The organism is Hyphobacterium sp. CCMP332 (assembly GCA_014323545.1).
Classification (GTDB): domain Bacteria; phylum Bacteroidota; class Bacteroidia; order Cytophagales; family CCMP332; genus CCMP332.
Genome location: CP058647.1, coordinates 2,647,996 through 2,672,359, shown reverse-complemented (window position 1 = coordinate 2,672,359; position 24,364 = coordinate 2,647,996). Strand labels below are relative to the sequence as shown.

Annotated in this window: 31 protein-coding genes; 17 read left to right on the top strand and 14 right to left on the bottom strand. The window is 38.1% G+C overall.

Annotated elements, in window-relative coordinates; genetic code table 11:
* Positions 1–7: 7 nt before the first annotated feature.
* Positions 8–1,738 carry a hypothetical protein gene (locus HZR84_11735; protein ID QNL22583.1) on the bottom strand — a complete coding sequence of 577 codons (1,731 nt, stop codon included), beginning with the start codon at positions 1,736–1,738 and terminating at the stop codon, positions 8–10.
* Positions 1,739–1,873: 135 nt separating this feature from the next.
* On the opposite strand from HZR84_11735, the gene HZR84_11730 reads away from it, so the two are divergent.
* The 4 genes from HZR84_11730 to HZR84_11715 all read left to right on the top strand — a co-directional run bounded on the left by HZR84_11730 (position 1,874) and on the right by HZR84_11715 (position 5,916).
* A complete protein-coding gene (locus HZR84_11730; GenBank protein ID QNL22582.1) occupies positions 1,874–3,349 on the top strand; it encodes a proline--tRNA ligase in 1,476 nt (491 codons plus the stop codon).
* A gap of 1 nt (position 3,350) precedes the next feature.
* The gene (locus HZR84_11725; protein QNL22581.1) at positions 3,351–3,818 is read left to right on the top strand and encodes a hypothetical protein; all 468 of its coding nucleotides are present in this window, start codon (positions 3,351–3,353) and stop codon (positions 3,816–3,818) included.
* Positions 3,819–3,823: 5 nt separating this feature from the next.
* A complete protein-coding gene (gene floA / locus HZR84_11720; protein ID QNL22580.1) occupies positions 3,824–4,855 on the top strand; it encodes a flotillin-like protein FloA in 1,032 nt (343 codons plus the stop codon).
* Positions 4,856–4,932: 77 nt separating this feature from the next.
* Entirely contained in the window at positions 4,933–5,916 is a 984-nt protein-coding gene (locus HZR84_11715) for a hypothetical protein (GenBank protein QNL22579.1), read from the top strand.
* A 55-nt stretch (positions 5,917–5,971) separates the two neighbouring features.
* On the opposite strand, the gene rlmN is transcribed toward HZR84_11715, so the two are convergent.
* On the bottom strand, positions 5,972–7,018 hold the full coding sequence (rlmN, locus tag HZR84_11710; protein ID QNL22578.1) for a 23S rRNA (adenine(2503)-C(2))-methyltransferase RlmN: 1,047 nt from the start codon (positions 7,016–7,018) through the stop codon (positions 5,972–5,974).
* Positions 7,019–7,113: 95 nt separating this feature from the next.
* On the opposite strand from rlmN, the gene HZR84_11705 reads away from it, so the two are divergent.
* The gene (locus HZR84_11705; protein QNL22577.1) at positions 7,114–7,506 is read left to right on the top strand and encodes a DUF302 domain-containing protein; all 393 of its coding nucleotides are present in this window, start codon (positions 7,114–7,116) and stop codon (positions 7,504–7,506) included.
* Here HZR84_11705 and HZR84_11700 read toward each other — a convergent pair whose 3' ends face one another.
* The gene (locus HZR84_11700) at positions 7,507–7,938 is read right to left on the bottom strand and encodes a thioesterase family protein (protein ID QNL22576.1); all 432 of its coding nucleotides are present in this window, start codon (positions 7,936–7,938) and stop codon (positions 7,507–7,509) included.
* 46 nt (positions 7,939–7,984) lie between these two features.
* Between HZR84_11700 and HZR84_11695 the strand changes: the two genes are divergently transcribed.
* Both HZR84_11695 and HZR84_11690 read left to right on the top strand, forming a co-directional pair.
* The gene (locus tag HZR84_11695) at positions 7,985–8,476 is read left to right on the top strand and encodes a TRAP transporter small permease subunit (GenBank protein QNL22575.1); all 492 of its coding nucleotides are present in this window, start codon (positions 7,985–7,987) and stop codon (positions 8,474–8,476) included.
* Positions 8,476–9,759, top strand: coding sequence for a TRAP transporter large permease subunit (locus tag HZR84_11690; protein ID QNL22574.1), 1,284 nt, complete (start codon positions 8,476–8,478; stop codon positions 9,757–9,759). Before HZR84_11695 ends, HZR84_11690 begins: the two co-directional genes overlap by 1 nt.
* A gap of 56 nt (positions 9,760–9,815) precedes the next feature.
* On the opposite strand, the gene HZR84_11685 is transcribed toward HZR84_11690, so the two are convergent.
* The 3 genes from HZR84_11685 to HZR84_11675 form a co-directional block, all read right to left on the bottom strand.
* A complete protein-coding gene (locus tag HZR84_11685; GenBank protein ID QNL22573.1) occupies positions 9,816–10,598 on the bottom strand; it encodes an acyl-CoA desaturase in 783 nt (260 codons plus the stop codon).
* Positions 10,599–10,660: 62 nt separating this feature from the next.
* On the bottom strand, positions 10,661–11,269 hold the full coding sequence (locus tag HZR84_11680) for a sigma-70 family RNA polymerase sigma factor (GenBank protein ID QNL22572.1): 609 nt from the start codon (positions 11,267–11,269) through the stop codon (positions 10,661–10,663).
* 149 nt (positions 11,270–11,418) lie between these two features.
* The gene (locus HZR84_11675; GenBank protein ID QNL22571.1) at positions 11,419–12,948 is read right to left on the bottom strand and encodes a SulP family inorganic anion transporter; all 1,530 of its coding nucleotides are present in this window, start codon (positions 12,946–12,948) and stop codon (positions 11,419–11,421) included.
* 137 nt (positions 12,949–13,085) lie between these two features.
* Here HZR84_11675 and HZR84_11670 point away from each other — a divergent pair, with 137 nt between their 5' ends.
* From HZR84_11670 to HZR84_11655, 4 genes are all read left to right on the top strand, one after another.
* A complete protein-coding gene (locus tag HZR84_11670) occupies positions 13,086–13,496 on the top strand; it encodes a hypothetical protein (protein QNL22570.1) in 411 nt (136 codons plus the stop codon).
* Positions 13,497–13,562: 66 nt separating this feature from the next.
* Complete coding sequence (locus tag HZR84_11665; GenBank protein ID QNL23251.1) at positions 13,563–13,868, top strand: DUF1801 domain-containing protein; 306 nt, start codon at positions 13,563–13,565, stop codon at positions 13,866–13,868.
* Positions 13,865–14,293: a DUF1801 domain-containing protein gene (locus tag HZR84_11660; protein QNL22569.1), complete on the top strand. Its 429-nt coding sequence runs from the start codon at positions 13,865–13,867 to the stop codon at positions 14,291–14,293. The genes HZR84_11665 and HZR84_11660 overlap by 4 nt, the downstream gene beginning before the upstream one ends.
* A complete protein-coding gene (locus HZR84_11655) occupies positions 14,294–14,677 on the top strand; it encodes a VOC family protein (GenBank protein QNL22568.1) in 384 nt (127 codons plus the stop codon).
* 20 nt (positions 14,678–14,697) lie between these two features.
* Here HZR84_11655 and HZR84_11650 read toward each other — a convergent pair whose 3' ends face one another.
* The 6 genes from HZR84_11650 to HZR84_11625 all read right to left on the bottom strand — a co-directional run bounded on the left by HZR84_11650 (position 14,698) and on the right by HZR84_11625 (position 19,265).
* Positions 14,698–15,351 (bottom strand): hypothetical protein, encoded by a 654-nt coding sequence (locus HZR84_11650; GenBank protein QNL22567.1) that lies wholly within the window; start codon positions 15,349–15,351, stop codon positions 14,698–14,700.
* Positions 15,352–15,384: 33 nt separating this feature from the next.
* Complete coding sequence (locus tag HZR84_11645) at positions 15,385–16,437, bottom strand: VWA domain-containing protein (GenBank protein QNL22566.1); 1,053 nt, start codon at positions 16,435–16,437, stop codon at positions 15,385–15,387.
* Complete coding sequence (locus HZR84_11640) at positions 16,430–17,329, bottom strand: hypothetical protein (protein ID QNL22565.1); 900 nt, start codon at positions 17,327–17,329, stop codon at positions 16,430–16,432. Before HZR84_11640 ends, HZR84_11645 begins: the two co-directional genes overlap by 8 nt.
* On the bottom strand, positions 17,326–18,204 hold the full coding sequence (locus tag HZR84_11635; protein QNL22564.1) for a DUF58 domain-containing protein: 879 nt from the start codon (positions 18,202–18,204) through the stop codon (positions 17,326–17,328). The genes HZR84_11640 and HZR84_11635 overlap by 4 nt, the downstream gene beginning before the upstream one ends.
* Before the next feature lie 83 nt (positions 18,205–18,287).
* A complete protein-coding gene (locus tag HZR84_11630; protein ID QNL22563.1) occupies positions 18,288–18,716 on the bottom strand; it encodes a DUF1573 domain-containing protein in 429 nt (142 codons plus the stop codon).
* Between the two features lie 78 nt (positions 18,717–18,794).
* Positions 18,795–19,265, bottom strand: a complete 471-nt coding sequence (locus tag HZR84_11625) for a PaaI family thioesterase (protein ID QNL22562.1) — start codon at positions 19,263–19,265, stop codon at positions 18,795–18,797.
* A gap of 10 nt (positions 19,266–19,275) precedes the next feature.
* On the opposite strand from HZR84_11625, the gene HZR84_11620 reads away from it, so the two are divergent.
* The 4 genes from HZR84_11620 (at position 19,276) to coaD (ending at position 21,766) form a co-directional block, all read left to right on the top strand.
* Complete coding sequence (locus HZR84_11620; GenBank protein ID QNL22561.1) at positions 19,276–19,770, top strand: NUDIX hydrolase; 495 nt, start codon at positions 19,276–19,278, stop codon at positions 19,768–19,770.
* Positions 19,771–19,833: 63 nt separating this feature from the next.
* On the top strand, positions 19,834–20,412 hold the full coding sequence (locus HZR84_11615; protein ID QNL22560.1) for a hypothetical protein: 579 nt from the start codon (positions 19,834–19,836) through the stop codon (positions 20,410–20,412).
* A 2-nt stretch (positions 20,413–20,414) separates the two neighbouring features.
* Positions 20,415–21,308 carry a DUF3822 family protein gene (locus HZR84_11610; GenBank protein QNL22559.1) on the top strand — a complete coding sequence of 298 codons (894 nt, stop codon included), beginning with the start codon at positions 20,415–20,417 and terminating at the stop codon, positions 21,306–21,308.
* A gap of 2 nt (positions 21,309–21,310) precedes the next feature.
* Positions 21,311–21,766: a pantetheine-phosphate adenylyltransferase gene (coaD, locus tag HZR84_11605; GenBank protein QNL22558.1), complete on the top strand. Its 456-nt coding sequence runs from the start codon at positions 21,311–21,313 to the stop codon at positions 21,764–21,766.
* On the opposite strand, the gene HZR84_11600 is transcribed toward coaD, so the two are convergent.
* Together HZR84_11600 and HZR84_11595 are read right to left on the bottom strand one after the other, a co-directional pair.
* Complete coding sequence (locus HZR84_11600) at positions 21,747–22,427, bottom strand: NUDIX domain-containing protein (GenBank protein ID QNL22557.1); 681 nt, start codon at positions 22,425–22,427, stop codon at positions 21,747–21,749. The two genes, coaD and HZR84_11600, sit on opposite strands and share 20 nt — an antisense overlap.
* Entirely contained in the window at positions 22,427–23,131 is a 705-nt protein-coding gene (locus HZR84_11595; protein QNL22556.1) for an NUDIX domain-containing protein, read from the bottom strand. The genes HZR84_11600 and HZR84_11595 overlap by 1 nt, the downstream gene beginning before the upstream one ends.
* 83 nt (positions 23,132–23,214) lie before the next feature.
* Here HZR84_11595 and HZR84_11590 point away from each other — a divergent pair, with 83 nt between their 5' ends.
* The gene (locus HZR84_11590; protein ID QNL22555.1) at positions 23,215–23,847 is read left to right on the top strand and encodes an orotate phosphoribosyltransferase; all 633 of its coding nucleotides are present in this window, start codon (positions 23,215–23,217) and stop codon (positions 23,845–23,847) included.
* Entirely contained in the window at positions 23,844–24,350 is a 507-nt protein-coding gene (locus HZR84_11585) for a metallophosphoesterase family protein (GenBank protein ID QNL22554.1), read from the top strand. The genes HZR84_11590 and HZR84_11585 overlap by 4 nt, the downstream gene beginning before the upstream one ends.
* Positions 24,351–24,364 lie beyond the last annotated feature (14 nt).

Genomic DNA, 24,364 nt, shown 5'->3' with positions numbered 1-24,364 from the left:
CTCTCAATTATCTTCTCGATCTTCCACCACTGGATCTGCTTCCTCCACCACTTGATCTTGAAGGAGAACTGCTCCTTGATGGAGAACTAAAACTCCTGGAAGGTGAACTCGATCTCGATGGTGAACTAAAGCTTCGTGAAGGTGAGCTCGACCTAGACGGTGAGCTATAGCTTCTTGAAGGGCTTGAGCTTCTTGATCTTGAAGGAGTACTATATGACCTTGAAGGCGTACTGCTTCTCGATGGACTGCTGTAAGACCTGCTCGGAGTACTCGACCTTGACGGAGTGCTTCTTCTGTACTCTCTATTAGGTGTATTACTCCTTGAAGGCTTGCTATAAGTCCTTGAAGGGGTGTTGCCCGATCTTGTAGGCGCCTCATAAGATCTTGATGATTCGCTACTTCTCGAAGGCGTTCCATAATTTCTGCCGGAATTACCGGAAGACCTTGAAGGAACGGTCCTTGTATTTGAACCTGTTTCAGCTCTTTGATAGGTATTACTCCTGTTAGAGTTACTATACCTTTGCTGTCGAGGATCTCTGCTTACATCAGAGCCACTTCTTGTTGGGAATGACCTGGTCTCAGATTCAACCGTAGATCTTGTTGGACTGCTTGAAGTTCGCACTGAAGGTGTAGAAGTTCTATACCTTTCTTGTGCTCTTTGAGATCTGCTGTCCACTGCATTTTCGTTACGGGAAGCTGTTCCATAGTTTCTCGAAGTACTTCCTCTGCTCACATCTTTATAACGTTCAGGAGTGGCCGCAGCTCTTGAAACTTCACCACGAGTTGCAGTTGAACCCGAATTTCTTGTGGCTCTTTCCACGGTATTGGAAGTAGCAGCAGAAGACCTGGTATATCTGGAAATTCTTTTATTGCTTTGGTCTGCACCGACTACCGTTCCGGTTTTACCAGAATTACCCAATCTGGTTGTTCTCGTTACACTACCTGATTGAACTACGTTTGTACTTCGGTTGGCATAACGAGGCCCGTAAAAGCTGTTGTTATTTATTCCAACATTATTATTGATGATAACTCCACCGCCGCCCCATGCACCGCAACCGGGATAACAATTCCAACATCCGCCGCCCCAGCCATAATAGCCATTTCTCCAGCCCCAGTTATTCCAACCCCAGCTATTCCATCCCCAGCCAGGTCCCCAGAATGGATCGTAAAGTCCCCAACTGTTCCAACCCCAGCCAAAGCCAACATTCCATCCAGACCAGGAATTCCAACCAAATCCCCAACCCCAGTTGACAGGTCTCCATGGATAATAACCCCAGTTTAATCCGGTATTGACAGCAAAACCGGGATTGGTATACCAGGGATCAGATAAATAAGTAGGTCCGTAGTAATTATTTACAGTACCTCCCCTATTCGTATTATCAGAACTGACATAATCATAAGTTTCATCGCTGTAATAGCCATCATTACCGGCAAGGTTTTGAGTTCCATTGTCTATGGCATATGAATTGGATGTTTCCTCAGCTTTGTCTTTATAATATTTTACTAGATCCGAATCGACATCTCTTGCCGTTCCGTCGTAGTTATCTGAATATTTACTTGAATTTCCACTGTAATCCTGATATTGATTAAGCGGTTTGCTCTCTGCATCGGCATATTTTACCTTCATTCTATCATTTGCAGAGAAATACATATCATCATATTCTTGGGCAAATGATGTCTGACCGTAAAGGATCACCATTGAAATTAAAAGGATGAGTTTGTTCAGAAAATTTTTCATAATTGACATCATTTTACACTTATAACACAATTCTTATTAAGTAAAAGTTTTATCCGAGCTATCACTTATCTTTGCCGCAAAACTTATACACAATAAAAGTAGCAAATAGCATACCAAACGAAATATTTTTCCTAAATGGCCAAAGCATTACCGAGTAGAAAAGAGAATTACTCCCTGTGGTACAATGAGTTAGTAAAGAAAGCCGATCTCGCAGAAAATTCTGATGTGAGGGGCTGCATGGTGATAAAACCCTATGGATACAGCATCTGGGAAAAGATGCAAAGAGGCCTGGACGACATGTTTAAAGCAACCGGACATGTCAATGCCTATTTTCCTCTCTTTATCCCAAAATCCTATATGAGCCGTGAAGCCGATCACGTGGAAGGTTTTGCAAAAGAATGTGCAATAGTTACCCATTATCGATTAAAAACGTCTGAAGATGGAAAGGGTGTGATTCCCGATCCTGAGGCAAAACTTGAAGAAGAATTAATAGTAAGACCGACATCTGAAACAGTCATCTGGAGCACTTATAGAAAATGGATACAATCCTATAGAGATTTGCCCTTATTGGTCAATCAATGGGCTAATGTAGTGCGTTGGGAAATGAGAACAAGATTGTTTTTAAGAACAACTGAATTTTTATGGCAAGAGGGGCATACGGCCCATGCCACATCAAAAGAAGCCGTTGAAGAAGCCGAAAGAATGCTCAATGTATATACTCAATTTGCAGAGGAAACCATGGCATTGCCAGTAATTCAGGGTATAAAATCAGAATCGGAAAAATTTGCCGGTGCCATTGATACGTATTGTATTGAAGCGCTTATGCAGGATGGAAAAGCACTTCAGGCAGGCACCTCACATTATCTGGGTCAAAATTTTGCAAAAGCTTTTGATGTAAAATTTGCGACCAAAGAAGGAAAAGAAGAGCTCGTTTGGGGAACATCCTGGGGTGTTACTACGCGTTTAATCGGCGCTTTGATTATGGCGCATTCTGATGACGACGGATTGGTGTTACCACCAAAACTCGCCCCTATCCAGGTGGTTTGTGTCCCTATTTACAGAAATGAAGAAGATCTTGAAAAAATTAAAGAAGTGGTTTCAAAACTGGAAAAAGAATTTCTTAGTAAAGGAATTTCTTTCAAATTTGATGACAGAGACACGGAAAGACCGGGATGGAAGTTTGCAGAATACGAATTAAAAGGTGTGCCTGTACGAATTGCTCTCGGCCCGAGAGATTTGGAAAAGAATCAGGCAGAAGTGGCCAGAAGGGATACCAAAGAGAAAATGTTTATTTCGCTCGACCAATTGAGTGATGATGTGGTAAAACTACTGGAAGAGATACAAAACAATATTTATAAAAGAGCTTTGGATTTTAGAAAGCAAAATACGCATGAGGTTGAAACTTATGATGAACTAAAAGAGGTTCTCAATACAAAGGGAGGATTTGTTCTGGCCCATTGGGATGGAACGGCCGAAACGGAGGATAAAATAAAAAATGATACCAAGGCAAGCTTGAGATGTATTCCATTGGATTCCAATGGCAAAGAGGGAAAATGTGTAGTCACAGGCAAAACTTCCAAACAAAAAGTTATTTTCGCCAAAGCATATTAAAATGGATTGGGCAGCAGTAATCGGATTAATACTAATTGGAATATCGCTATTGATAGTAGAATTGATTTTCATACCCGGCACAACCATTTTTGGTATTGTTGGTTTTGCCTGTCTTCTTTTTGGAATATATATGGGTTATGAGAATTTCGGTACAAGTACCGGAACTATAATCTTAATCTCCACATTGCTTGTCAGTATTGTCTTTGTAGTCTTTTCATTGCGATCTAAATCCTGGGATAAATTTGCCTTAAAATCCAGTTCTGAAAGCAGGTTCAATGAAGAGCAAAAAATTAATCTCGAAGTGGGACAGGAAGGTGTTTCAATTTCATATCTTAGACCTTCGGGTAAGGCGGAATTTGGAGAGCTTGAATATGAAGTCTTTGCCCACGATGAATTCATTACAAGTGGAACAAGGATTGTAATTGAGAAAATTGACAACAGAAAAATATTTGTAAAACCTAAAACATAAAATAAATGGGTACCGGTCTATTTACTATTTTCATGCTCATAGGAGCCATAATACTCCTATTTATATTTCTTTATTTCGTCCCGATAAATTTGTGGATCACCGCCATATTTTCCGGGGTGAGGATTGGTTTGCTGGAGCTGGTGTTTATGCGAATCAGAAAAGTGCCACCATCAATTATCGTCAATTCGATGATTACATCTACAAAGGCGGGTATTAAAGTGACCGATACCGAGGACTCTCCAAAAAGGGATTTAAAGGCCTCCGATCTTGAAACCCATTATCTCGCCGGAGGAAATGTGCCCAATGTCATCAGAGCCTTGATATCAGCGGATAAGGCCAATATCAATTTAACCTTCAAACAGTGTACGGCTATAGACCTGGCCGGTAGAGACGTGTTTGAAGCTGTGCAAATATCGGTTAATCCAAAAGTGATCACTACGCCTAAAGTTGCAGCGGTTGCTGCCGATGGAATTCAACTCATTGCCATTGCAAGGGTTACCGTTAGAGCAAACATTCAGCAATTGGTGGGTGGTGCAGGAGAAGATACCATTTTGGCCAGAGTGGGTGAAGGCATTGTGACTTCCATAGGTTCAGCAGCATCGCATAAAGAGGTGTTGGAAAACCCGGATAAGATTTCAAAACTCGTATTGCAAAGAGGTTTAGATGCAGGCACTGCTTTTGAAATACTTTCTATAGATATTGCTGATGTAGATGTAGGAGAAAATATCGGAGCAAAACTTCAAATTGATCAGGCAAGTGCCGATTTAAAAGTAGCTGAAGCTAAGGCCGAAGAAAGAAGGGCCATGGCTGTGGCACAGGAACAGGAAATGAAAGCCAAAAGTCAGGAGATGCGTGCTAAAGTGATCGATGCGGAATCTGAGATTCCTAAAGCACTTTCAGAAGCATTCCGTCAGGGAAATCTTGGTGTGATGGACTATTACAAACTCAGAAATATTGAATCCGATACGGATATGAGAGAGTCTATCGCTAATTCCGGCAAGAAACAATCCGGAAAAAAGAAGGACGACGATAAATAAATTAAGAATTTAGAATTAAGAATTAAGAATGGCTCATGTGGAAATGCAGGAGCCATTTTTATAATTAATAATTAAAAATGAAGAATTTAGTATTCATATCCTTGGTGATCTGCCAGTTTATTATCCTTTGTTTTATTTCAATTGATTCATATGCTCAGAAAGAGGAATTGGAAGCACATTTGGTATTAAAAAATGATCCTGATACTCTTGATATGGTACTAAAGGTTGGTAGAAGGAGTAGATATAAAAACCTTATTCGAGACTTAGATGTGCTTGGAAAAAATATTGATTTTACTGGAATAGATGGTAAGGATTTTCAGATCCATATAAGTGAAATTGAATACCTTGATTTTATTGATTTACAAGGAATTAAACGTGTTTTTGTAGATGAACCTCTGGTAGGATTACCAAATGTTGCTGATAATTTGATTGAAGTTGTTCATAAGGGTTCATTGAATTTTTACAGAAGTTATCGCGCGAATATGCCAGATTTATATGTTTCAGGAGTTTACATTAAAGGTGATGACTATACAGGTCTTTTATCCGAAGATACTAACACCGCCACTTTTTTAGGACCACTTCCGTATAGGTTAAAGGGTATTGATTATTTCCAATTTATTGATTATCCAATTGAGTATATCAACTTATCAGATGATTACGGTAAGAAAAAGCTCGCCGAAATGACTAAAGATCATTTTGGACTTTATCCTCGATTAATGGAGATGACGACATATGAAGAGCTATTAGAAATTTTAAAGCTTTATGATAGCAGCCCGGAAAAAGTTAAAGAACGTACTGAAAAATTATCTCAGAAAAACAGAAGCAATATTCTGGATCGTTTAAGCTCCATGCCCATTGACAGTATCAGTACAAAAAAAGTTTACAATTCTGATGGCCTAAAAATTGGTGATTATATTAAATACATAGGACCCGGACCGGATAGAATTGGGATTGTGAGAAAAATTACCTCGTCAAGGACTGTTTTAGTAGAATGTGATTTGAAAACAGATCCTAAAGAATTTCAGGTTAGAATTTCTGATGTAGAATTGATTATAGAATAAAAAAATGGTGGTCGCATAATGCGACCTCCAATTCGTAAATCGTAATTGAAAATTCCTAATTCTTATTGGCCAATTGTCCGCAGGCAGCATCAATATCTTTTCCTCTGCTTCGTCTTACATTCACAATCAATCCTCTCTCTTTAAGAAAATTGGCGAAAATATCCAGTTTATCCTCTGTGGTATTGGTGAATTCGGCCTCTGAAATAGGATTGTATTCGATGATGTTGATCTTGCTGGGTATGTTCTTCGCAAAATCGTAAAGTTCTTTGGCATCGAGAATGCTGTCATTGAATTTATTGAAAACGATGTATTCAAAGGTGATTTTATTGCCTGTTTTCTCATAGAAATACAAGAGCGCTTTTTTTAGTACTGCCAGATTATTGCTCTCATTAATGGGCATTATTTCCGCTCTTTTTTTATCATTTGCGGCATGAAGCGAAAGTGCAAGATTAAATTTTACATGGTCATCTGCCAGTTTTTCAATCATTTTGGCTATTCCAGCGGTCGATACTGTTATTCTTTTGGGAGACATGTTTAAACCGTCTTCATTGCACAACCTGTCGATTCCTTCCAATACATTTTTGTAATTTAAAAGCGGCTCTCCCATGCCCATGAATACAATATTGCTCAATGGCATATTGAAATGCTCCATCGCCTGCTTATTGACCAAAACCACCTGATCGTAAATTTCTCCGGCATCGAGATTCCGTTTTCTTTCCATATAACCTGTAGCGCAAAACTTGCAACTCAGAGAACAACCAATTTGGGAAGAAATACAGGCGGTCATCCTTGTGTCAGTGGGAATAAGCACACTTTCCACCATATTTCCGTCGGCTAGTTTTATCCCTGATTTGATGGTACCATCATTGCTAAATTGCTCCTGTTCCAACTTTGCGGGCGAAATGAAATACTCCTGATTCAACTTGTCCCTGAAATCCTTTGAAAGATTGGTCATCTCATCAAATGAAGTTGCGGACTTTTGCCAAAGCCATTCATAGATTTGATTAGCCCTGAATGGTTTCTGGCCGGCCGCGGCAAGCTTCTCCCTCAAATCTGCCAGGCTAATTTTTCTTATATCTGTTTTCTTATCGGAAATGACCATTTTGCAAAGATACTTTCTAATTCGAGGAATTCGAAAACCAATTTCAAGCCAGAACAGTTCTGTTCATAGAATGCAAAAATTTAAATTTTAAAAAAATGGCATATTACTTTAATAAAACACTACCCGGAAAATCTTTTGATGAGGCTATTGAATTGGTTATCAGTGAATTAAAAACAGCCGGTTTCGGGGTATTAACCGAAATCGATGTCAAAGAAACCCTTAAAAAGAAGATCGACGTAGACTTTAAAAATTATAAGATTTTGGGAGCATGCAATCCACATTTTGCTCACAAAGTATTAACATCTGAAGATAAAATTGGAGTTTTCTTGCCATGCAATGTAATCGTAGAAGAACATGAAGATGGAAATGTAGAGGTCAGTGCTGTAGATCCTATAGCTTCAATGCAATCAGTTAAAAATGACAAATTAGGACCAATAGCTTCAGAGGTTCGCGAATCTCTGAAACAGGTCATTGAAAACCTGAATTGATCAGCTCTCACTTTTTATACCTGTTTTATTCCAAAATTTAATAGGTATCGGCTTGACTTTATTTACTTCATAGTCAAAACCGAGGATTGCGGTTTTTATCATTGCAATAGCAAGATTTGCTTTGCTGAATTTATAAATAAGGTCAAATCCCATTTTAGAATGTGAACCAATTCCGATGCTGATTTCAATCTCATCACCAAAATAGCCCTGTCCTTTAAACTGAAGCGCAGCATCGGCCATTATTGTTCCCAAGCCTTCAATATTCAATTCGGTATATCCGAGTTGATTAAAAAATCGCATTCTGGCTTCATGTGCAAAACGTAAAAAGGCGTCGTTGCTCAGGTGGTTTCCATAGTTTAGGTCTGAAACTCTGACTTTGATAGAAGTTTCAAAGATGTAATTTTCAGGTTCCACAATTTTCAGTCTATCCATATTCTTTTGGGAATTTTATATTTGGCTTTGATTTGTAAATATGCTCATGAAGGAAAGCATTGTCAAAAATATCAATAAAGTCCATCGCAAACTCGCCAATTATGTGGCCTCTTTTGCCAGCTCCCTGGTCATTCTAATTTGTATTGATGTCCTCATGCGATACCTCTTTAATGTTTCATTCATCGCTATCACTGAGCTGGAATGGTACTTTTTTTCCATACTTTTCCTCCTGGGTCTGTCCTATACCTTTAAAAGTGACCGGCATGTTCGCGTTGATGTATTCTACAACGGTTTTAGTGAGAAAAAGAAAGGTCTGGTCAATAAAGTCGGAATAGTTTTATTCCTTATTCCATTTTGCCTGCTCGTCATTTATTTTTCCGGAAAATATACCTACAATTCATGGCTTATCATGGAGGGCTCTCCTGAAGCCAATGGCCTGCCCTGGCGATTCTTAATCAAATCACTGATTCCTTTTGGTTATACGCTTTTGTTATTTCAGGCCATTCTGTTTCTGTTCACAAAAGTTGATTCAGAATAATGGAATATCTAGCGATAATCATGTTTTTGGTGGCATTTGGTTTATTGCTTTACGGTTTTCCGGTGGCTTTCACTCTTGGTGGTACAGCTTTGTTTTTTGGCTTTTTCTCCTTAGGCCCTGACTTCTTTTATGCGCTTCCACTACGGATTTTTGGTACAATGAATAATTACGTGCTTATCGCTGCACCGCTGTTTATCTATATGGGAATAATGCTGGAAAAGTCTGGACTGGCCGCTACCTTATTGGAAACCATGGCCTTATTATTCGGAAGGCTTCGCGGAGGTTTGGCAATTTCCGTAGTGCTTGTGGGTGCCATGCTAGCTGCAAGTACGGGAATAGTTGGAGCCACAGTGGTCACAATGGGATTAATTTCACTCCCTACCATGCTAAAACGCGGATATCATCCCGCATTGGCTACAGGTACGGTTGCGGCTTCAGGTACGCTGGGACAAATTATTCCACCTTCCGTCGTACTTGTGCTTTTGGGAAGCGTATTAAATGTATCTGTTGGTGAATTATTTAAAGAAGCATTGATTCCGGGCTTAGTTCTGGTTGCCCTTTATCTTTTATATATCGCATTCATTAGCAGGCTCAAGCCTGATTGGGCACCTGTTATCCCACATAAAGAAATAAGAGAATTCAGGGATGAATTGACCTTCAAATCCATTTTAATGGCATTTGTGCTGCCTTTTGCCTTGGTCGCCACGGTATTGGGTACAATTTTCGCCGGTATAGCTTCTCCTACCGAAGCAGCGGCGGTGGGCGGAATGGGCGCCATTTTACTGACGGCTTTTAAGGGCAAATTAAATCGTAAAATTATAGCAGAAGTCAATATGGAAACCATGAAAATCACATCGATGGTTTTTATGATATTTATGGGAGCCACAGCATTTTCATTGGTTTTCAGAGGCCTGGGAGGTGATCATTTTTTATCTGAAATCGTGAGTGCTTCAAACCTCAATCCTCTTATGTTTCTGATCATGGTGATGCTTATTGTCTTTTTGGCCGGTTTTTTTATTGATTTCATTGAAATCATTTTTATTATCGTTCCTGTAGTTTTGCCCATTTTTAAATTGATGGGTTTTGATCTGGTGTGGATTGGAATTCTGCTCGCTATCAATTTGCAGACCTCTTTTCTCACGCCTCCTTTCGGTTTTGCCTTATTTTATCTCAAGGGTGTCGCTCCTTCAGAACTCAAAAGCAGAGAAATTTATAAAGGAGCTATTCCTTTTGTTGTAATTCAAATGACTTTTCTGATAGTATTAATACTGATGAGCCATTAAAAAACCGGGAATCAGCCAATTGCCAAAACCCGGTTCAATTATTTTTTCCAGAAAAATTAGGCCGCTTTATCCATATTGGCGTCTACCATGGCAGGTACCACTTTTTCCTTTTTCTTCATCTTAATGATTCCCAAGGCTGCGAAAAGCCTGATAAATACATAAGTTGGATCGATTTCATGCCATCTGATTCCTCCAAAATTGGCGCGATCACCAAATCGGTGATGATTATTGTGATAGCTTTCTCCCATCATTAAAATATCCAATGGCAGTAAATTTTTTGAGGTATCACTTACTTTAAAATTGATATAGCCATATTTATGAGCAAACCAATTGATTATTGCACCGTGAATTGGTGAAAGTAAAAACTGAATAGGTAATAATAACCACAACCACCAAACATCAGCAAAGATGTAGTATACATAAACATACAAGCTACCCCACATAATTCTTGACACCCATGATCTGGCAAATTTGTCAAATAAAGGCCATTTGGGTGTGTTTTTGGTGAAACGTTCTTCGACTTCCATTTCTCCGTTTCCTATGGCGGAATAAATCGTTTTGGTCTTCCACATCATTTTGAAAATCGACTCATCGTATTTTGGAGAATGAGGATCGTTTTCTGTGTCGGCATATGCATGGTGCATTCTATGCATAACCCCATACCCATAGGCGCTTAGGTAATTAGAGCCCTGGAAAATCCAGGTTAATACAAAGAATACTTTCTCCCATGCTTTCGACATGGTAAACATTTGATGAGATGCATATCTGTGAAGAAAAAAGGTTTGGAAAAACAAAGATCCGTACCAATGCAATAAAAAGAAGGGGATTATTACTTCCATGAAATAGTCGTTTTAGTCTTTAATATATAAGACAATGTCAAATGGATTTTGTGACAAAAATATTACTTTTTTTTGTTAAAGGTCTCAGAAGTGAAGTCTGAGATCAGCTGAGCGATGTGTCCTTTGCGGCTGGCATTCTTAATACTCTCAAGCAAATGCATTTGTGAAAATGACTTTGGAATGCTTTTAAAATCAGTATTATTCAATTTTGATTTGGCTCTTGAAACAATTTTTCTGCAATTCTCCGCTTTCCGGTCAAATATCAATTGAAGATCTTCATATTCTACATTAAACCCTTCTCTAAGCACATAAATAGCCTGCTCAATCGGTTCAAGTTTTCGATGAATGTACCTCCATGCTTCATTTAACTGATTTTCAAGATCAAAATGATTTAAATCTTCTTCCACATCCCGGTCTTCCAAAGTATCATGCACAGCGTCGATATGGAGATTTTGACGGTCTTTTCTCGATTTTATAATGTTAAGACAAATATTGGTGACCATTCTCACCAGGTAGGCCTTTACATTCTCAATTTTACTGGTGTCAATGGTGAACCATTTGACAAAAGCATCGTGCACAGCATCTTCAGCATCAGCCATGGAGCCCAGCATATTATAGGCTATGGATTTTAAACTGTTTTGATAAATCGATATGTCTTGAACTGTTGCCAATTTTCTCAATTGAATCCGCAAAGTTAATGATATATTTGATTGATTACTCCGGGTTTGAAATAATCTAACCAAGAAAGTGTTCTATTGGTTCTCTTTCCTGCATATTAAAATGTGGATTTACTTTTCGAACAGCCAAGGGTAAATAGTTTCTAAATTTTATCAACTACTACCTTATAAGTTGGATCTTCAATCACGTTGACATCAATTATCTTATCCGCATTTTTAAGTAGTTTTCTGCAATCAGAACTCAAATGTTTCAAATGAACAGTTTTACCCAGTTTTTCATAGCGCTCGGTAATTTTATTCAATGCTTCAATCGCCGACATATCAACAACTCTGCTTTCCGCAAAGTCAATGATTACCTCTTCCGGGTCATTTAGCACATCAAATTTTTCATTAAATGCCGTAACAGATCCAAAAAATAGCGGTCCGTAAATTTCATAACGCTTTATGCCCTTTTCATCGATGGTTTTTCTCGCCCTTATCCTTTTGGCATTGTCCCATGCAAATACCAATGCTGAGATAATTACGCCAATGATTACTGCCAGAGCAAGGTTGTGAAGAAATACGGTAACAAGGGTAACCATCACCATGACGAAAATATCCGATTTTGGCATTTTATTGAACGTCCTCAAACTCGCCCATTCAAATGTTCCAATCGCGACCATGATCATTAAACCGGTTAATGCAGCCATGGGCACTTTTTCAATCAAACCGGAGCCAAACATCACAAAAATCAATAGCATTACCGAGGCTACAATTCCCGAAAGCCTGGCTCTGGCGCCATTGGATACATTTATCAGACTCTGACCGATCATCGCGCAACCTCCCATGCCTGAAAACAATCCGGATAAGACATTAGCTGCACCTTGTGCTACGGCTTCTTTATTACCACTTCCACGGGTTTCTGTTATTTCATCGACGATATTCAAAGTCAACAAACTTTCGATTAAGCCCACGCCTGCAACAATTGCCGCAAATGGGAAAATAATTCCAAGAGTTTCCAGATTCCATGGAATATTTGGAATATGAAATGGAGGAAAGCCGCCTTGTATAGAGGCAATATCACCAACCGTTTTTGTAGGAATATCAAAGAATGCCACAAGACCGAAAACTGTCAATATGGCCATCAATGATGCCGGAACTGCTTTTGTCAGTTTTGGCAAGCCGTAAATAATCGCCATTGTAAGCAATACCAATCCCAACAATATGTACATGGCTGAACCGCTGAGGATATTGCCCGAAGCATCTTTGAATTGATCCAATTGTGACATAAATATCACTATGGCCAAACCGTTGACAAAACCAAAAATAACCGGGTGTGGCACCAGGCGAATCAGTTTACCCAATCGGAGAAATCCCGCTGTCAATTGTATAAGCCCGGCCAAAACCACGGTCGCAAATACATACTCTACGCCATAATCTTTGGCCAAAACAACTATTACAACGGCCACGGCACCTGTAGCACCGGATATCATACCGGGTCTTCCACCAAATACAGAAGTTACCAAACCCATTACAAATGCAGCATAAAGGCCTGTCAAAGGGCTTAATCCTGCAATCATTGCAAAGGCGACGGCCTCCGGCACTAAAGCCAGTGCCACCGTAAGACCGGATAATACTTCTGTTTTATAATCTACACTTTGTTTAAAGTCAAAGAGATTAAGGATCTTCTTCATTCAAAAAAATTATATGCTCTTAAGTGGCTTTTTTAAAATAGCGCGCGAAGGTAAGATGATGAAATTAGAAAATCGAATAGTTTTAGAATATTTAATAACTTTAATAAGTATATCCTACCCCTAAAAAAAACAGGACGATGAAGATTTTTAGAAATATTCTTTCACTTGTAGTCGGCTGGCTGGCCGGCAGTATTGTAAACATGGGCCTGATTCAATTGGGCCATAATATTTTCCCTATAGAGGGAATTGATATCAACGATATGGATGCCCTGGCTTCGGTAATGCCGAATCTTGAAATGAAGTTTTTTATTTTTCCATTTCTGGCTCACGCCATCGGCACATTGGTCGGTGCGGCTGTGGCCTATCTGATTGCAGCATCTCACAAAATGAAATTTGTTTACTCCGTAGGTGGATTGTTTCTTTTGGGAGGAATACTGGCAGGAATAATGCTCAACAGTCCTACATGGTACAATGCCATCGATTTTATTTTTGCCTATATTCCAATGGCATGGCTTGGAGGAAAAATCGCTGAGAAAATTCAGAGTTAGTTCTGTACATTGAAAAAATATACAACAGCTAAGGATTATTTCAATGAGCAAACCGGCGATGCCAAAATGGCCTTGTTGAAGATTAAAAATATAATCATGAGATGTGCTCCGCTGGCGAGTGAAAGCATCAATTATAATATCCCGGCCTATACTCTAATGAAAAAAGGGAATCGAAATCATCAAATTATGATTGCAGGATATAAAAAACACATTGGTTTTTACCCACATCCCGATGTAATTGCTCATTTTGAATCAGAACTCAATAAATATGAAAAGGGCAAAGGTTCAGTGCAATTTCCATTAACGGAAGCTCTGCCGGAAGATTTGATTGAAAAAATGATTAGATATAAAATGCAAATAATTCGCCAATGAAACTGAAAAGCAATCCGCTGGTTGATCAGACCATTATTAAATATCCAAAAAAAGCACAGGATAAGCTGGATGAAATCAGGACTTTGATATTAAGCACCGCCGAAGAAATCGAGGAAATTGCTGTTCTTGAAGAAACCTTAAAATGGGGAGAACCCAGCTATTTAAGCAAAATCGGAAGCACGCTAAGAATGGACTGGAAAGCCAAAAATCCGGAGCGGGTGGCAATATATTTCAAATGCACCTCTAAGCTCGTTCCCACATTTAGGTCAATTTTTGGCGATACACTACAATACGAGAATAACCGCGCCATTTTATTGGATTTGGAAGAGGAGCTTCCAATTGAGAAACTGAAAACCTGTATATCCATGGCCTTGCGTTATCACAAAATAAAAAATCTTGAATTATTAGGCTATCAAAACAATTGAATGAAACACAAACTCACACATTTTGCCATCCATACCGATGATATTCAGCGGGCCAAGTCCTTTTACAAAGCGGTGTTTGATTGGGGCTTTAAGAGCTATGGTCCGGAAGATTTTCTTCAAATAAAAACAGGAGATTCAGAAAATGATGAGCTGATTGGTGCATTGCAATCGAGAAAATACTCAGCAATTAAGGAAAATATCAATGGGCTTGAAGGCACAATTGGTGTAGAAAATATCGATGAAATAATCGAAAAAGTTGATTCCAATGGCGGTAAAATAGTCCTGCCTAAAACCTCCATTCCCTATGTTGGCTGGATATGCAAATTTCTGGATACTGAAGGGAATTTACTTTGTGCCATGCAGTATGATGCAAATGCACAATAATTTCAATTTACTTTTTAATATTATTCGGCTTTACTAATCAGAATAGAAAAACCTGTCTCAAGATTTAAGCCACTCCAGTCGGTAGTAAATTTGCTGGTACGGGTTTTTCCATATTCATAATTCAATTTTACAAAATAGTCAACCTGATCTATTCCTCTGAATAAATAACCTATTCCAACTAAAAATCCGGGAGATGCATTCTCGAGCGCTCTGGAATTGTCCTTATAATTGTTGTAAATCAAGGCTGAACTAAGGGTTAGAAAAGATTTTTTGGAAATTTTCTCCACTCTGGATAATCCAAATGCAATTCTATTTCGATTTAAAGCATAAGAAGAATCACTAATATTTCCATTTGGAATACCGAGGCTATCCAGCTCTTCTAGTTCAAAATCTGTTTGCATTCCATATTGACCATATTTTAGAAAACCAAAGAAATCACTCCCAGTATCGCCGAGTTCAAAACCTACATTCCATTGAAAAGCATTGCGGGCATTGTATGTTGATTTTAAATAGGAGTCGTTTATTTTATGTAAACCAAAATCAGCGGAGATATTCAAAAATCCGTAACTGTATTGTGGTTTTTGCGCCAGAAGTTGATTTTCCTGGGCCTTTGCTGTGCTAAAAAGCAAAACCGGAAATAAAAGAATCAGTATTTTTTTAAAAAAATAATCCATGTTTTAAATATAGATTATTCTTGAAATTTCAACCTAATCCTCCAGGGCATTAAATAAAAATGTATTTTTCAGAAGCAACCAGAAGAGAAAAAAACACAAGGCCCAGATCAGATAGGCCATGTAATAATCCATGGTGTCTTTATATCGGGTTTCTTTAATTTCCGCTTTTTCGTATTTATCAATGGTTAAAAAAATCTCTTCCAAAGCATCATTGTTGGAAGCACGGAAAAATTTTCCCGAACCGATATAGGCAATTTGCCTTAATACGGATTCGTCCAGAGAGCTTTCCACATATTGGGTTCTTCCAAAGAAATCTTTACCATAAGGCACTTTCCCTTCTTTTCCCACACCGATGGTATAAATTTTAATGCCATAAGCAGCAGCCAACTCAGCAGCCGTAACCGGATCTATATTGCCCACATTACTTTCGCCATCACTCAACAATATCATCACTTTTGATTTTGTATCCGATTCTCTCATTCGATTGACCGCAACCCCAAGAGCTGAACCAATGGCTGTACCGCTTTTTTGTATCATTTTTAAATGAATATCATCGATATTACTGTAAAGCAGCTCATAATCAGTTGTTAGCGGTGCAAGTGAATAAGCCTCGCCTGAGAAAACAACAAGGCCAATTCTATCCTGAAAACGGCCTTCTATGAATTCCCTTGCCACGTTCTTGGCAGCTTCCAGTCGGTTGGGACGAAAATCCTGAAGGTCCATGGATTCGGAGATATCCAGAACCAGCATGATATCAATTCCCTCGGTCCATTGTTCTACGCTTTCATTGGTTTTTTGAGGACGGGCAAGAGCAATTATAATCAAAGCGATAAATAGACTAAAAATCACATCCGGAATAAATCTCAAGAGACTTATGGCTTGCCATTTTATATCCTTTTTTGGCAATGCTATTTCCAGTTTTTGTCTCAGGCGAATAAAAAACAACCACCTCAAAAAAAATAAGAGTGGAATGATCAGCAATGCATAAAAGAATTCCGGATTGGCCCAGCTAAAAGATTTTAATACCTCGGGCTTAAACCAAAAAAGAGAAAACCAGGCCCAATAATCGTTTAAAAGATCAGGCATTCATCACCTCCTTTTTTACCAGTTCAAATCGATCTTCGGCAAAATGCTTTAACACGATCAGTCGATCTGTTAATTTGTCTTCTTCAAATCCTCCGTAAACAAATGCATCCAAATGTTTAAGACTTTCAAGAAGCTCATCGTTTTGAATGTGTTTGCGAAAGTCTTTGGTGGAATAGGTATTGTAAGGTTTCTTTTCAAGACCGCTCAGGTAGTTTTTCCATTTGGCATTGGCCTTTTCAATGTTTTCTTTCACCGCATTGCTCCGGCTCTCAGTAATTGCCAAATCAAATTCGCTAATAAATTTTCTGTGATTTTTACTGATCCAATACAATTTCCAACGACTTCTAATTTTCTTTCCAAATAAAATGGCAACCAGGAAAAGGATGACAAGGATTGCCCCTGCGATTATTAAAAAGAGCTTTTTATTGAAAATATCCGGGATAAATCTCAAAAGCGCATTCTCTTTTAAGTCCAGCTCCTTTGGCAAGGTTTCTATGTACTCTTTGAGCATGACCGAATCAGAATTTGACATCATTTCGATGGTGTCACCGCGATGAAGTCTGAATACCGGAAGAGCCAATCCCTGAACTGAATCCAATTCAAAACTCATTAGTTCATAAATGACAGAGTCGATAACCAAAGAGTCTTTAACGATAGTTTTAAAGGCGGTCTTAGAATAAAATTCAAATAGTCCAAAATCCGAACTGGAATCGGGAAAAAAAATCTGCCATTCACCCGGGTACTCAATGCTCAAAGAGAAGCGCATGGGGTATCCTATTTTAAGCGTATCGTCCAGAAATATCGCTTTAGGTTGATATTTTCCGGCAAATAAGGTTTCGCTGGAAATTAATGTGAGAAAAATGAAAAAGAGTAAAACACGCTTGATCATCATGCCTTTTTCTTCATTCTGTTTCTGACCTTAAATAATTTTATTAGTTGTCCCACATACTCCTGACCTGTATCAAGCTGTAGATAATTTGCCTGATAACGCCTGCATAAATGCATTATTTTCTCTTTATTTTCATGAAAATAATTGGCCGTGTTTTTCCCAAATCCCGAAGATGAACTATTGACCCATAGTGTTTTACCACTTTCCTTATCATACAAAGGAACAATACCAAGATTGGGAATTTGACTTTCTCTTTTATCCGAAAGATGAATTACAACCAAATCGTGAAGTTTCGCCAATGCCCTCAGGTTCTTTTCATAATCCTCGTCTATAAAGTCCGAAATTAAAATAATTACCGATCTTCTTTTGATCATATTCATGGCGAAAGAAAGCATGCCTGTAATATCTGTTTCTCTGGATTGCGCCTTATTCTTAAAAATTCGATTGATTATGTGATAGGCATGCGACATGCCTTTGCCCGGTGGTATGTATATCTCTTTTTGATCGCTATAAGCCAATACTCCAACCTGGCTGGATTCTCTCACAGCGGAAAGTGAGAGCACGCCACAAATTTCCTTTGCTACGTCAATTTTTTGATGGCCGCTGGTACCTATTTCCTGAGATGCCGACACATCCAAAAGAAAAAACACGGTTTGTTCCTTCTCTTCCTTGTAAGTTTTAATGAAGGTTCCATGCCCTTTGGCCGATACGTTCCAGTCAATACTTCTTACATCATCGCCGTATTGGTATTCTCTTACATCGTCAAATTCCAGACCAGAACCCTTAAACACAGAATGGAAATCACCCTGCATATGGGAATTAATCGCCTTTCTTATGCGAATGTCATACTGTCTTAATTTCTTAATGATCTCCTTCATATTCAAAAAAAAGAGTAGAGAACGCGAAAAAAACAAAAGGCCTGAGAAAACTCAAGCCTTTCTTACTTTAAAGTATATTTTATTTAATTCTGAGCAGCATCTTTTGGCAGAACATTTGATTTTAACATCACTCTGGAAACCGGTTCACTGGCATTGGAGTGAATGGTTATAACTTTATTTTGCTGTCCCATTTTTCCAGAACTGTTAAAGGTCGCTTTAATCTCGCTTTCCGCTCCCGGAGGAATTGGAGTTTTTGGCCACTCGGGTACAGTACAACCACATGTGGTTTGAACATTTGAAATCAACAAAGGTACTGAGCCCTCATTTTTAAATTTAAAAACATGGGTCACCTTATCTCCCTGAGTAATATCACCAAAATCATAGGCCTCTTCTGCAAATGCCAATACGGGCACACCCTTTTCAGCTTTGGGTTCAGCTTCCATCTCAAGTTTCTGAGCTTTTGCCAATTGAAATACTGTTAATATTAATGCTAATGCGAATACTTTCTTCATAACTGGTAATTTGTCAAATGTTAAACTGTGTTTTCTTTTTTAAAGTTTCACGAATTGAACTTCAATATTATTAATTTTTTAATTCTTCTTTTTCATTTCCTCCGGCAATATTGATGCCATTGTCGATGTGGCATGTGCAATAAGTTTTCTTATGCCCTTATTCTCAATATAAATTTCTGCTTCACAGAAGTTTAATTTTTTTCCGCTTTTTAAAACCCTGCCCAAAGCAAAAGCTTTTACACCTATACCCGGGGCGAAATAGGACACTTTCAATTCTGCAGTGACCACATGAAAATCTTCGGGTACAAGACTGAAGGCAGCAAATCCCATCACAATATCCGACATGGTGCTGACAACACCACCGTGAAGAAAACCGTTTTGCTGATGATGTTTTTGCTCAATGTTCAATTCGCCTTTTATTTCGCCTTCATTTATTTCGGTAATTTCGAAGTCCACAAGACGCATAAAATGCTGTCCTTTTAATTTTTCCTTAATTAATTCTCTAAATGCGGGGTTTCTGGTTTTATATTTAAATTCTGAAATAGACATAAGCTTGAAATTGGACGATAAATTTGCGGCAAAATTATCAAAGACCTTTGGAAAAAAGCTAAGAATAAGAATTTGTGGGATTCTTATTGAAGAAGACCGTATACTTCTGGTCAAACACAAAGGTTTGGGTAAAAACGGATTTCTTTGGTCGCCGCCCGGGGGCGAACCACAGTTTTTGGAAAGTATGGAAGAAGCATTGAAAAGGGAATTTTTCGAAGAAACAGGTCTTTTAGTTAATGTAAGGGAGTTTTTATTTGTCAACGAGCACCTTCAATCACCTCTTCACGCTATAGAATTATTTTTTAAAGTTGAACGCAAAGGGGGAAAACTTGTACGAGGAAAAGAACCGGAAACCGATGAAATCAATATTATTTCCAACATTGATTTTTTAGATACAAAAAGAATTAGAGAAATTGGAATTGAAAATATGCATTCCCTCTTTTCAGAAATCCAGTCATTATCCGAAATTTATAGATTAAAAGGATTGATAAATAAAGCTAAATAGAAGATTCCTTCGTTTTAATTTCAATGCTAATTCTTTATTATTGCAATCCAAACTAACAGTCAAATGAAGTTAATTCAGATCATTTCAGCAGTATTTTTTGTAATCGCGGTAGCCCTCGGATTTTTATTGTACAAAAATATTGAAGGTCCTATTACTGAAAGAAAGCAGGTCAAAAGAGCTGAAGCTCGTAAGATTGATAAATTGAAAATGCTCAGAGAGGTTCAGAAGTCATATCTCAATGTACATGGAAAATACGCAGGTCACTGGGATTCTTTGATCACTTTTGTGCAAGAAGACACCTATTATACCATCGAAAAATCTGAAGAAATATTTGTGCGTCAATACAGTGGAGATTCTATTGTTGTCAATGTAGATACCATAGATGCTATTGCTGTAAAAGACCTATTATTTCCCGAAAGCGAATTTCCGAATTTTAATGCTGAAACCCTGCCCTTTATTCCGGGTAACAATAAAAAATTCAAAATATATGCTGATAAAATTGAGAAGAACAACGTGATGGTTGATGTTTTTGAAATCACCGATGTAGAGCCCATCAGCATGTTGAGCGAATTGCGAAGTAAAGGAGATCCTTTGAGAGTAGGTTCAAGAAGCGAAGTGACCACCAGCGGTAACTGGGAATAAATTTGAAAGACACCATTCAAAAAAACCATAGATCAACCCAACGCATAAAAGACGAAAAATTCAATGTTGAAGATATCGGCTCTTATGACCTTGTACTGTACCTGAGTTCCAAACATTTTAAATGCTCTGCTGCCAGTGAAAAACTCGGACGCTGTGTATTTTTTGAAAGTTTTGATTTTACCAAAACACTCGATCAGGATGCCATTCTTAATCAATTAAATTTAATTTTCGAAGAACATCATGTACTTCAGGCAGGCTTCTGGAATTCAGTGCGATGTGTTCTTTCTGAAGAATTTTTTACTCTGGTTCCAAAAGATCTATTCATTGAAAAGAAAGCTTCAAAATTATTGGCATTAAATTTTAGTGAATTTGATGCCCGTTCCAAAGATACCGGCTTTTTTAAACCCAATAGCGGGCCGGCCATAAGTGTATTTTCAATCCCAAAAAAGATAAATACTTTTCTTAAAAAATTCTATCCCAAGATAAAGATCCAGTATTTACACGAACTGACATCAACTCTTGAAGGTATAATCTCATGGGGCGCGGGCAGACCGAAAGTTGAGTTTTCCGCCTACTTACACAATCAGAATATTACCATAGTTTGTACCGATAAAGGTAAAATTAGGTTTTTCAATACCTTTAAATACGACAGTCCCGAAGATGCCATTTATTATCTCTTATCCGTCATGCAGGATTTTGACATAAAGGCTTCTCAAGCTTCGCTTAGTTTCTATGGCGATGTGGTTAAGGATTCTGCTATAATAAAAAGCGCTCAAAAATATATTAAAGAAGTACACTTAGGCGAAAGGCCAAAACTCTTTTATTTCAACTATGAATTCGATGAAATTCCATCGCAATGGCATTTTGAAACCTTTTGCGCTTATCTTTGTAAATAGCTATGCCCCAAAAGATTGCTTTATTTCCGGGATCATTTGACCCATTTACAAGCGGACATCAGGATATCGTTAATCGCGGCTTATTGTTATTTGACAAAATCGTAATCGCTCTCGGAAAAAACAGCAATAAAAAAAGATTTTTTGACATTGATTTTATGCAGGAGAAGATCAAAGAGGCTTTTCCCGGTGAATCGCGTGTTGAAATTAAACCCTTTGAAGGGCTGACCGCAGAATTTGCCAAAAAAGAAGGCGCCAAATTTATCCTGAGAGGCTTGAGAAATACCACGGACTTTGAGTATGAGAATAGCATTGCTAATATCAACAAACATCTTGCAGAAGGCCTGGAAACTGTTTTCTTAATCACTTCACCTGAACTGGCGGCCATTAGCTCTACTGTGATTAGAGAAGTATATAAAAATGGCGGTGATATCAACGAATTTATCCCCTATCAACTGTAGACTTGTCGATTTTTAAATAATTTAAAAATACGTCTTCAATATTTCCGTAAGAATGAATCAGGTTGGTTTCCAACATTTTTCTGTCAAACCAATTAACTTCAGTTATCCCCTCTTCTTCTTGCCCTTTCATTGCACTGTCATCTTCGTTTTCCATCAAAAACCAAGAGGTTTTCTTTATGTATAGCTGACTTTTTCTAATGTACATATGATGGGTATCGCAAAGCCAACCATGAGAGCTGGCTATTACCCCGCATTCTTCTTTTACTTCCCTGATAGCAGCCATCTCTGCATTTTCACCTGATTCAATTTTTCCTTTAGGCAAATCCCATTTTCCTAACCTTTTAATCATCAAATATTTATCATTGTATTTGACAAAACCACCTGCTGCAGGTTCAGCCTCATAAGTACTTGCTATATCTTCGTAAATATTGACTTCGGGATTCTCATTGAATATAATTTCAATAGAATATTCGGGGCGGTGGGTAAGTATATTGGGTAATAATTCTAAAAATTTTTCTTTGTTAAAATGACTGATTTGATAAACTCCGCTCTCCAGATTTGGATACAATTCAAAAAATTCATCAAATGAATGATTCGAAGACTCTTTTATTAGATCCTCTTTTTCAAATCTCACCAATACATTATCAATGTATATTTTCATTAGTCATCGTTCGTATCCAATCGCATTTTTTTGAGCAAAAAACGATCGTATTTCTTTAATACTTCTTCAACGTACCAATCGAGCTCAGCGTGTAAGCGTCCTATCTCCGATCTGGTATGCCACTTTGCATCTTTTATACCTTCCAGCATAGAAGGTTTTAATTTGGTTCTATCCTGGGTCTCCATTAAAAACCAATGGTATCGCCGGAGAGTAGATTTATTTTTGGCATTTATTTTATAGGTGCTCCCCAGTTTAAATAATACATTGACAGAAATTGAAGATTCCTCTTCCACTTCTCTTTTGGCAGCTTCGTTTAACTGCTCACCTGCATCAATGCGTCCTTTTGGCAAAGCCCATTTATTGTTTTCATAAACAAGTAAAAATTTATTACCCCTTTGTACAAGCCCGCCTGCCAAAGCTTGCAGCTGATATCTTTTTTTAAAACTCTCTTTAAAGAGTTTGGGTTTGAATACAACGAATGTCAGCTTTTTTATTTTCAAATCTTCATTCGCTTCCAGAAGTGTTTCAAATATTTTTGAAACCAATTTATCCGATGGCCTTATTATCAGGGCAGATTCATATTCGAGAAATTCAAATATATCTTTATCCTTTTTGGCATCATAAATTGTCTCATACTCAAAACGGTCAAGATCCTGGTGGTCTTTGGTGATTTCAATTTGAACCTTATTGACAAGGATTTTCATAATTCAATTAAAATGATCCCGATATTGATTGGCGCCGAGAAAACTAAAATACTTTAATTTGTTCTCCCAAATATAATTTTTTTATGAAGGATCAATCAAGAATAATTGCAAAGCATTTATTAAAAAGTTCAGCCGTGCGTTTATCACCTGAAAAACCATTTCAATGGGCTTCGGGTTGGGCTTCTCCTATATACTGCGATAATCGATTAACCTTGTCTTATCCCGAAATAAGAAATGACATCAGCACCGGCTTAATTGATCTGGTAAAAACCTATTTTCCGGTGGCCGATTGCATATCCGGCGTTGCCACAGCCGGTATCCCACAAGCTTCAATTATTGCCGATAAAATGAATCTCCCGCTGTCCTATGTCAGGCCAAATCCAAAATCGCATGGCATGCAAAACCAAATTGAGGGAAGGATCGAAAAAGGAAGCAAATGTGTAATGGTAGAAGACCTGATTTCAACGGGTGGCAGCTCTTTAAAAGCGGTTGAAGTATTGAGAAATGAAGGCATTGAAGTAATTGGCTTAATTGCCATTTTTACTTATGGCTTTGCCATGGCCGATGAAAACTTTAAAAAGCACAATTTAAAATATCATTGTTTGAGTAATTACGCAGCATTAATCGATGTGGCCATTGAAAATAATTTTATCAAGGACGAACAAATGCAAACCTTGAAAGAATGGAGAAAAGACCCGGCTAACTGGAATAAATGAGAATAGGACTCATTTCGGATACGCATTCATTTATTGATGAGCAAATAATTTCGCTTTTAAAGGATTGTGATCAAATCTGGCATGCTGGAGACATTGGCGATCCGATTGTTGCTGAACGCCTCTCGGAAATTAGCGTTTTAAAAGCCGTGTATGGAAATATCGACGGCCCAGAAATCAGACAAAGCTATCCGGAACATCAAATTTTTGAAATCGAGTCCAAAAAAATCTGGATGACACATATCGGATCTTATCCGCCCAAATACAATACTTCAATCCGAAAACAAATTGAGATTATCCGACCGGATATATTTGTTTGTGGCCACTCTCATATTTTAAAAGTAATTCCCGACAAGAAATTAAATCTCCTGCATATGAATCCCGGTGCAGCAGGCCATCATGGATTTCATAAAATCAGAACATTGCTACGTTTTTCTATTGAAAAAGGCAACATTCATTCAATGGAAGCGGTAGAGCTGGGAAAAAGAGGCAAAATAAAACCCTGAAGCTGTAGGCCTCA

Excerpts from the sequence above, each read along its gene's own strand:
- HZR84_11735 (QNL22583.1), bottom strand. The coding sequence starts at position 1,738 with ATGAAAAATTTTCTGAACAAACTCATCCTTTTAATTTCAATGGTGATC.
- HZR84_11730 (QNL22582.1), top strand. The coding sequence starts at position 1,874 with ATGGCCAAAGCATTACCGAGTAGAAAAGAGAATTACTCCCTGTGGTAC.
- HZR84_11725 (QNL22581.1), top strand. The coding sequence starts at position 3,351 with ATGGATTGGGCAGCAGTAATCGGATTAATACTAATTGGAATATCGCTA.
- floA (QNL22580.1), top strand. The coding sequence starts at position 3,824 with ATGGGTACCGGTCTATTTACTATTTTCATGCTCATAGGAGCCATAATA.
- HZR84_11715 (QNL22579.1), top strand. The coding sequence starts at position 4,933 with ATGAAGAATTTAGTATTCATATCCTTGGTGATCTGCCAGTTTATTATC.
- rlmN (QNL22578.1), bottom strand. The coding sequence starts at position 7,018 with ATGGTCATTTCCGATAAGAAAACAGATATAAGAAAAATTAGCCTGGCA.
- HZR84_11705 (QNL22577.1), top strand. The coding sequence starts at position 7,114 with ATGGCATATTACTTTAATAAAACACTACCCGGAAAATCTTTTGATGAG.
- HZR84_11700 (QNL22576.1), bottom strand. The coding sequence starts at position 7,938 with ATGGATAGACTGAAAATTGTGGAACCTGAAAATTACATCTTTGAAACT.
- HZR84_11695 (QNL22575.1), top strand. The coding sequence starts at position 7,985 with ATGAAGGAAAGCATTGTCAAAAATATCAATAAAGTCCATCGCAAACTC.
- HZR84_11690 (QNL22574.1), top strand. The coding sequence starts at position 8,476 with ATGGAATATCTAGCGATAATCATGTTTTTGGTGGCATTTGGTTTATTG.
- HZR84_11685 (QNL22573.1), bottom strand. The coding sequence starts at position 10,598 with ATGGAAGTAATAATCCCCTTCTTTTTATTGCATTGGTACGGATCTTTG.
- HZR84_11675 (QNL22571.1), bottom strand. The coding sequence starts at position 12,948 with ATGAAGAAGATCCTTAATCTCTTTGACTTTAAACAAAGTGTAGATTAT.
- HZR84_11670 (QNL22570.1), top strand. The coding sequence starts at position 13,086 with ATGAAGATTTTTAGAAATATTCTTTCACTTGTAGTCGGCTGGCTGGCC.
- HZR84_11665 (QNL23251.1), top strand. The coding sequence starts at position 13,563 with ATGGCCTTGTTGAAGATTAAAAATATAATCATGAGATGTGCTCCGCTG.
- HZR84_11660 (QNL22569.1), top strand. The coding sequence starts at position 13,865 with ATGAAACTGAAAAGCAATCCGCTGGTTGATCAGACCATTATTAAATAT.
- HZR84_11655 (QNL22568.1), top strand. The coding sequence starts at position 14,294 with ATGAAACACAAACTCACACATTTTGCCATCCATACCGATGATATTCAG.
- HZR84_11650 (QNL22567.1), bottom strand. The coding sequence starts at position 15,351 with ATGGATTATTTTTTTAAAAAAATACTGATTCTTTTATTTCCGGTTTTG.
- HZR84_11645 (QNL22566.1), bottom strand. The coding sequence starts at position 16,437 with ATGCCTGATCTTTTAAACGATTATTGGGCCTGGTTTTCTCTTTTTTGG.
- HZR84_11640 (QNL22565.1), bottom strand. The coding sequence starts at position 17,329 with ATGATGATCAAGCGTGTTTTACTCTTTTTCATTTTTCTCACATTAATT.
- HZR84_11635 (QNL22564.1), bottom strand. The coding sequence starts at position 18,204 with ATGAAGGAGATCATTAAGAAATTAAGACAGTATGACATTCGCATAAGA.
- HZR84_11630 (QNL22563.1), bottom strand. The coding sequence starts at position 18,716 with ATGAAGAAAGTATTCGCATTAGCATTAATATTAACAGTATTTCAATTG.
- HZR84_11625 (QNL22562.1), bottom strand. The coding sequence starts at position 19,265 with ATGTCTATTTCAGAATTTAAATATAAAACCAGAAACCCCGCATTTAGA.
- HZR84_11615 (QNL22560.1), top strand. The coding sequence starts at position 19,834 with ATGAAGTTAATTCAGATCATTTCAGCAGTATTTTTTGTAATCGCGGTA.
- coaD (QNL22558.1), top strand. The coding sequence starts at position 21,311 with ATGCCCCAAAAGATTGCTTTATTTCCGGGATCATTTGACCCATTTACA.
- HZR84_11600 (QNL22557.1), bottom strand. The coding sequence starts at position 22,427 with ATGAAAATATACATTGATAATGTATTGGTGAGATTTGAAAAAGAGGAT.
- HZR84_11595 (QNL22556.1), bottom strand. The coding sequence starts at position 23,131 with ATGAAAATCCTTGTCAATAAGGTTCAAATTGAAATCACCAAAGACCAC.
- HZR84_11590 (QNL22555.1), top strand. The coding sequence starts at position 23,215 with ATGAAGGATCAATCAAGAATAATTGCAAAGCATTTATTAAAAAGTTCA.
- HZR84_11585 (QNL22554.1), top strand. The coding sequence starts at position 23,844 with ATGAGAATAGGACTCATTTCGGATACGCATTCATTTATTGATGAGCAA.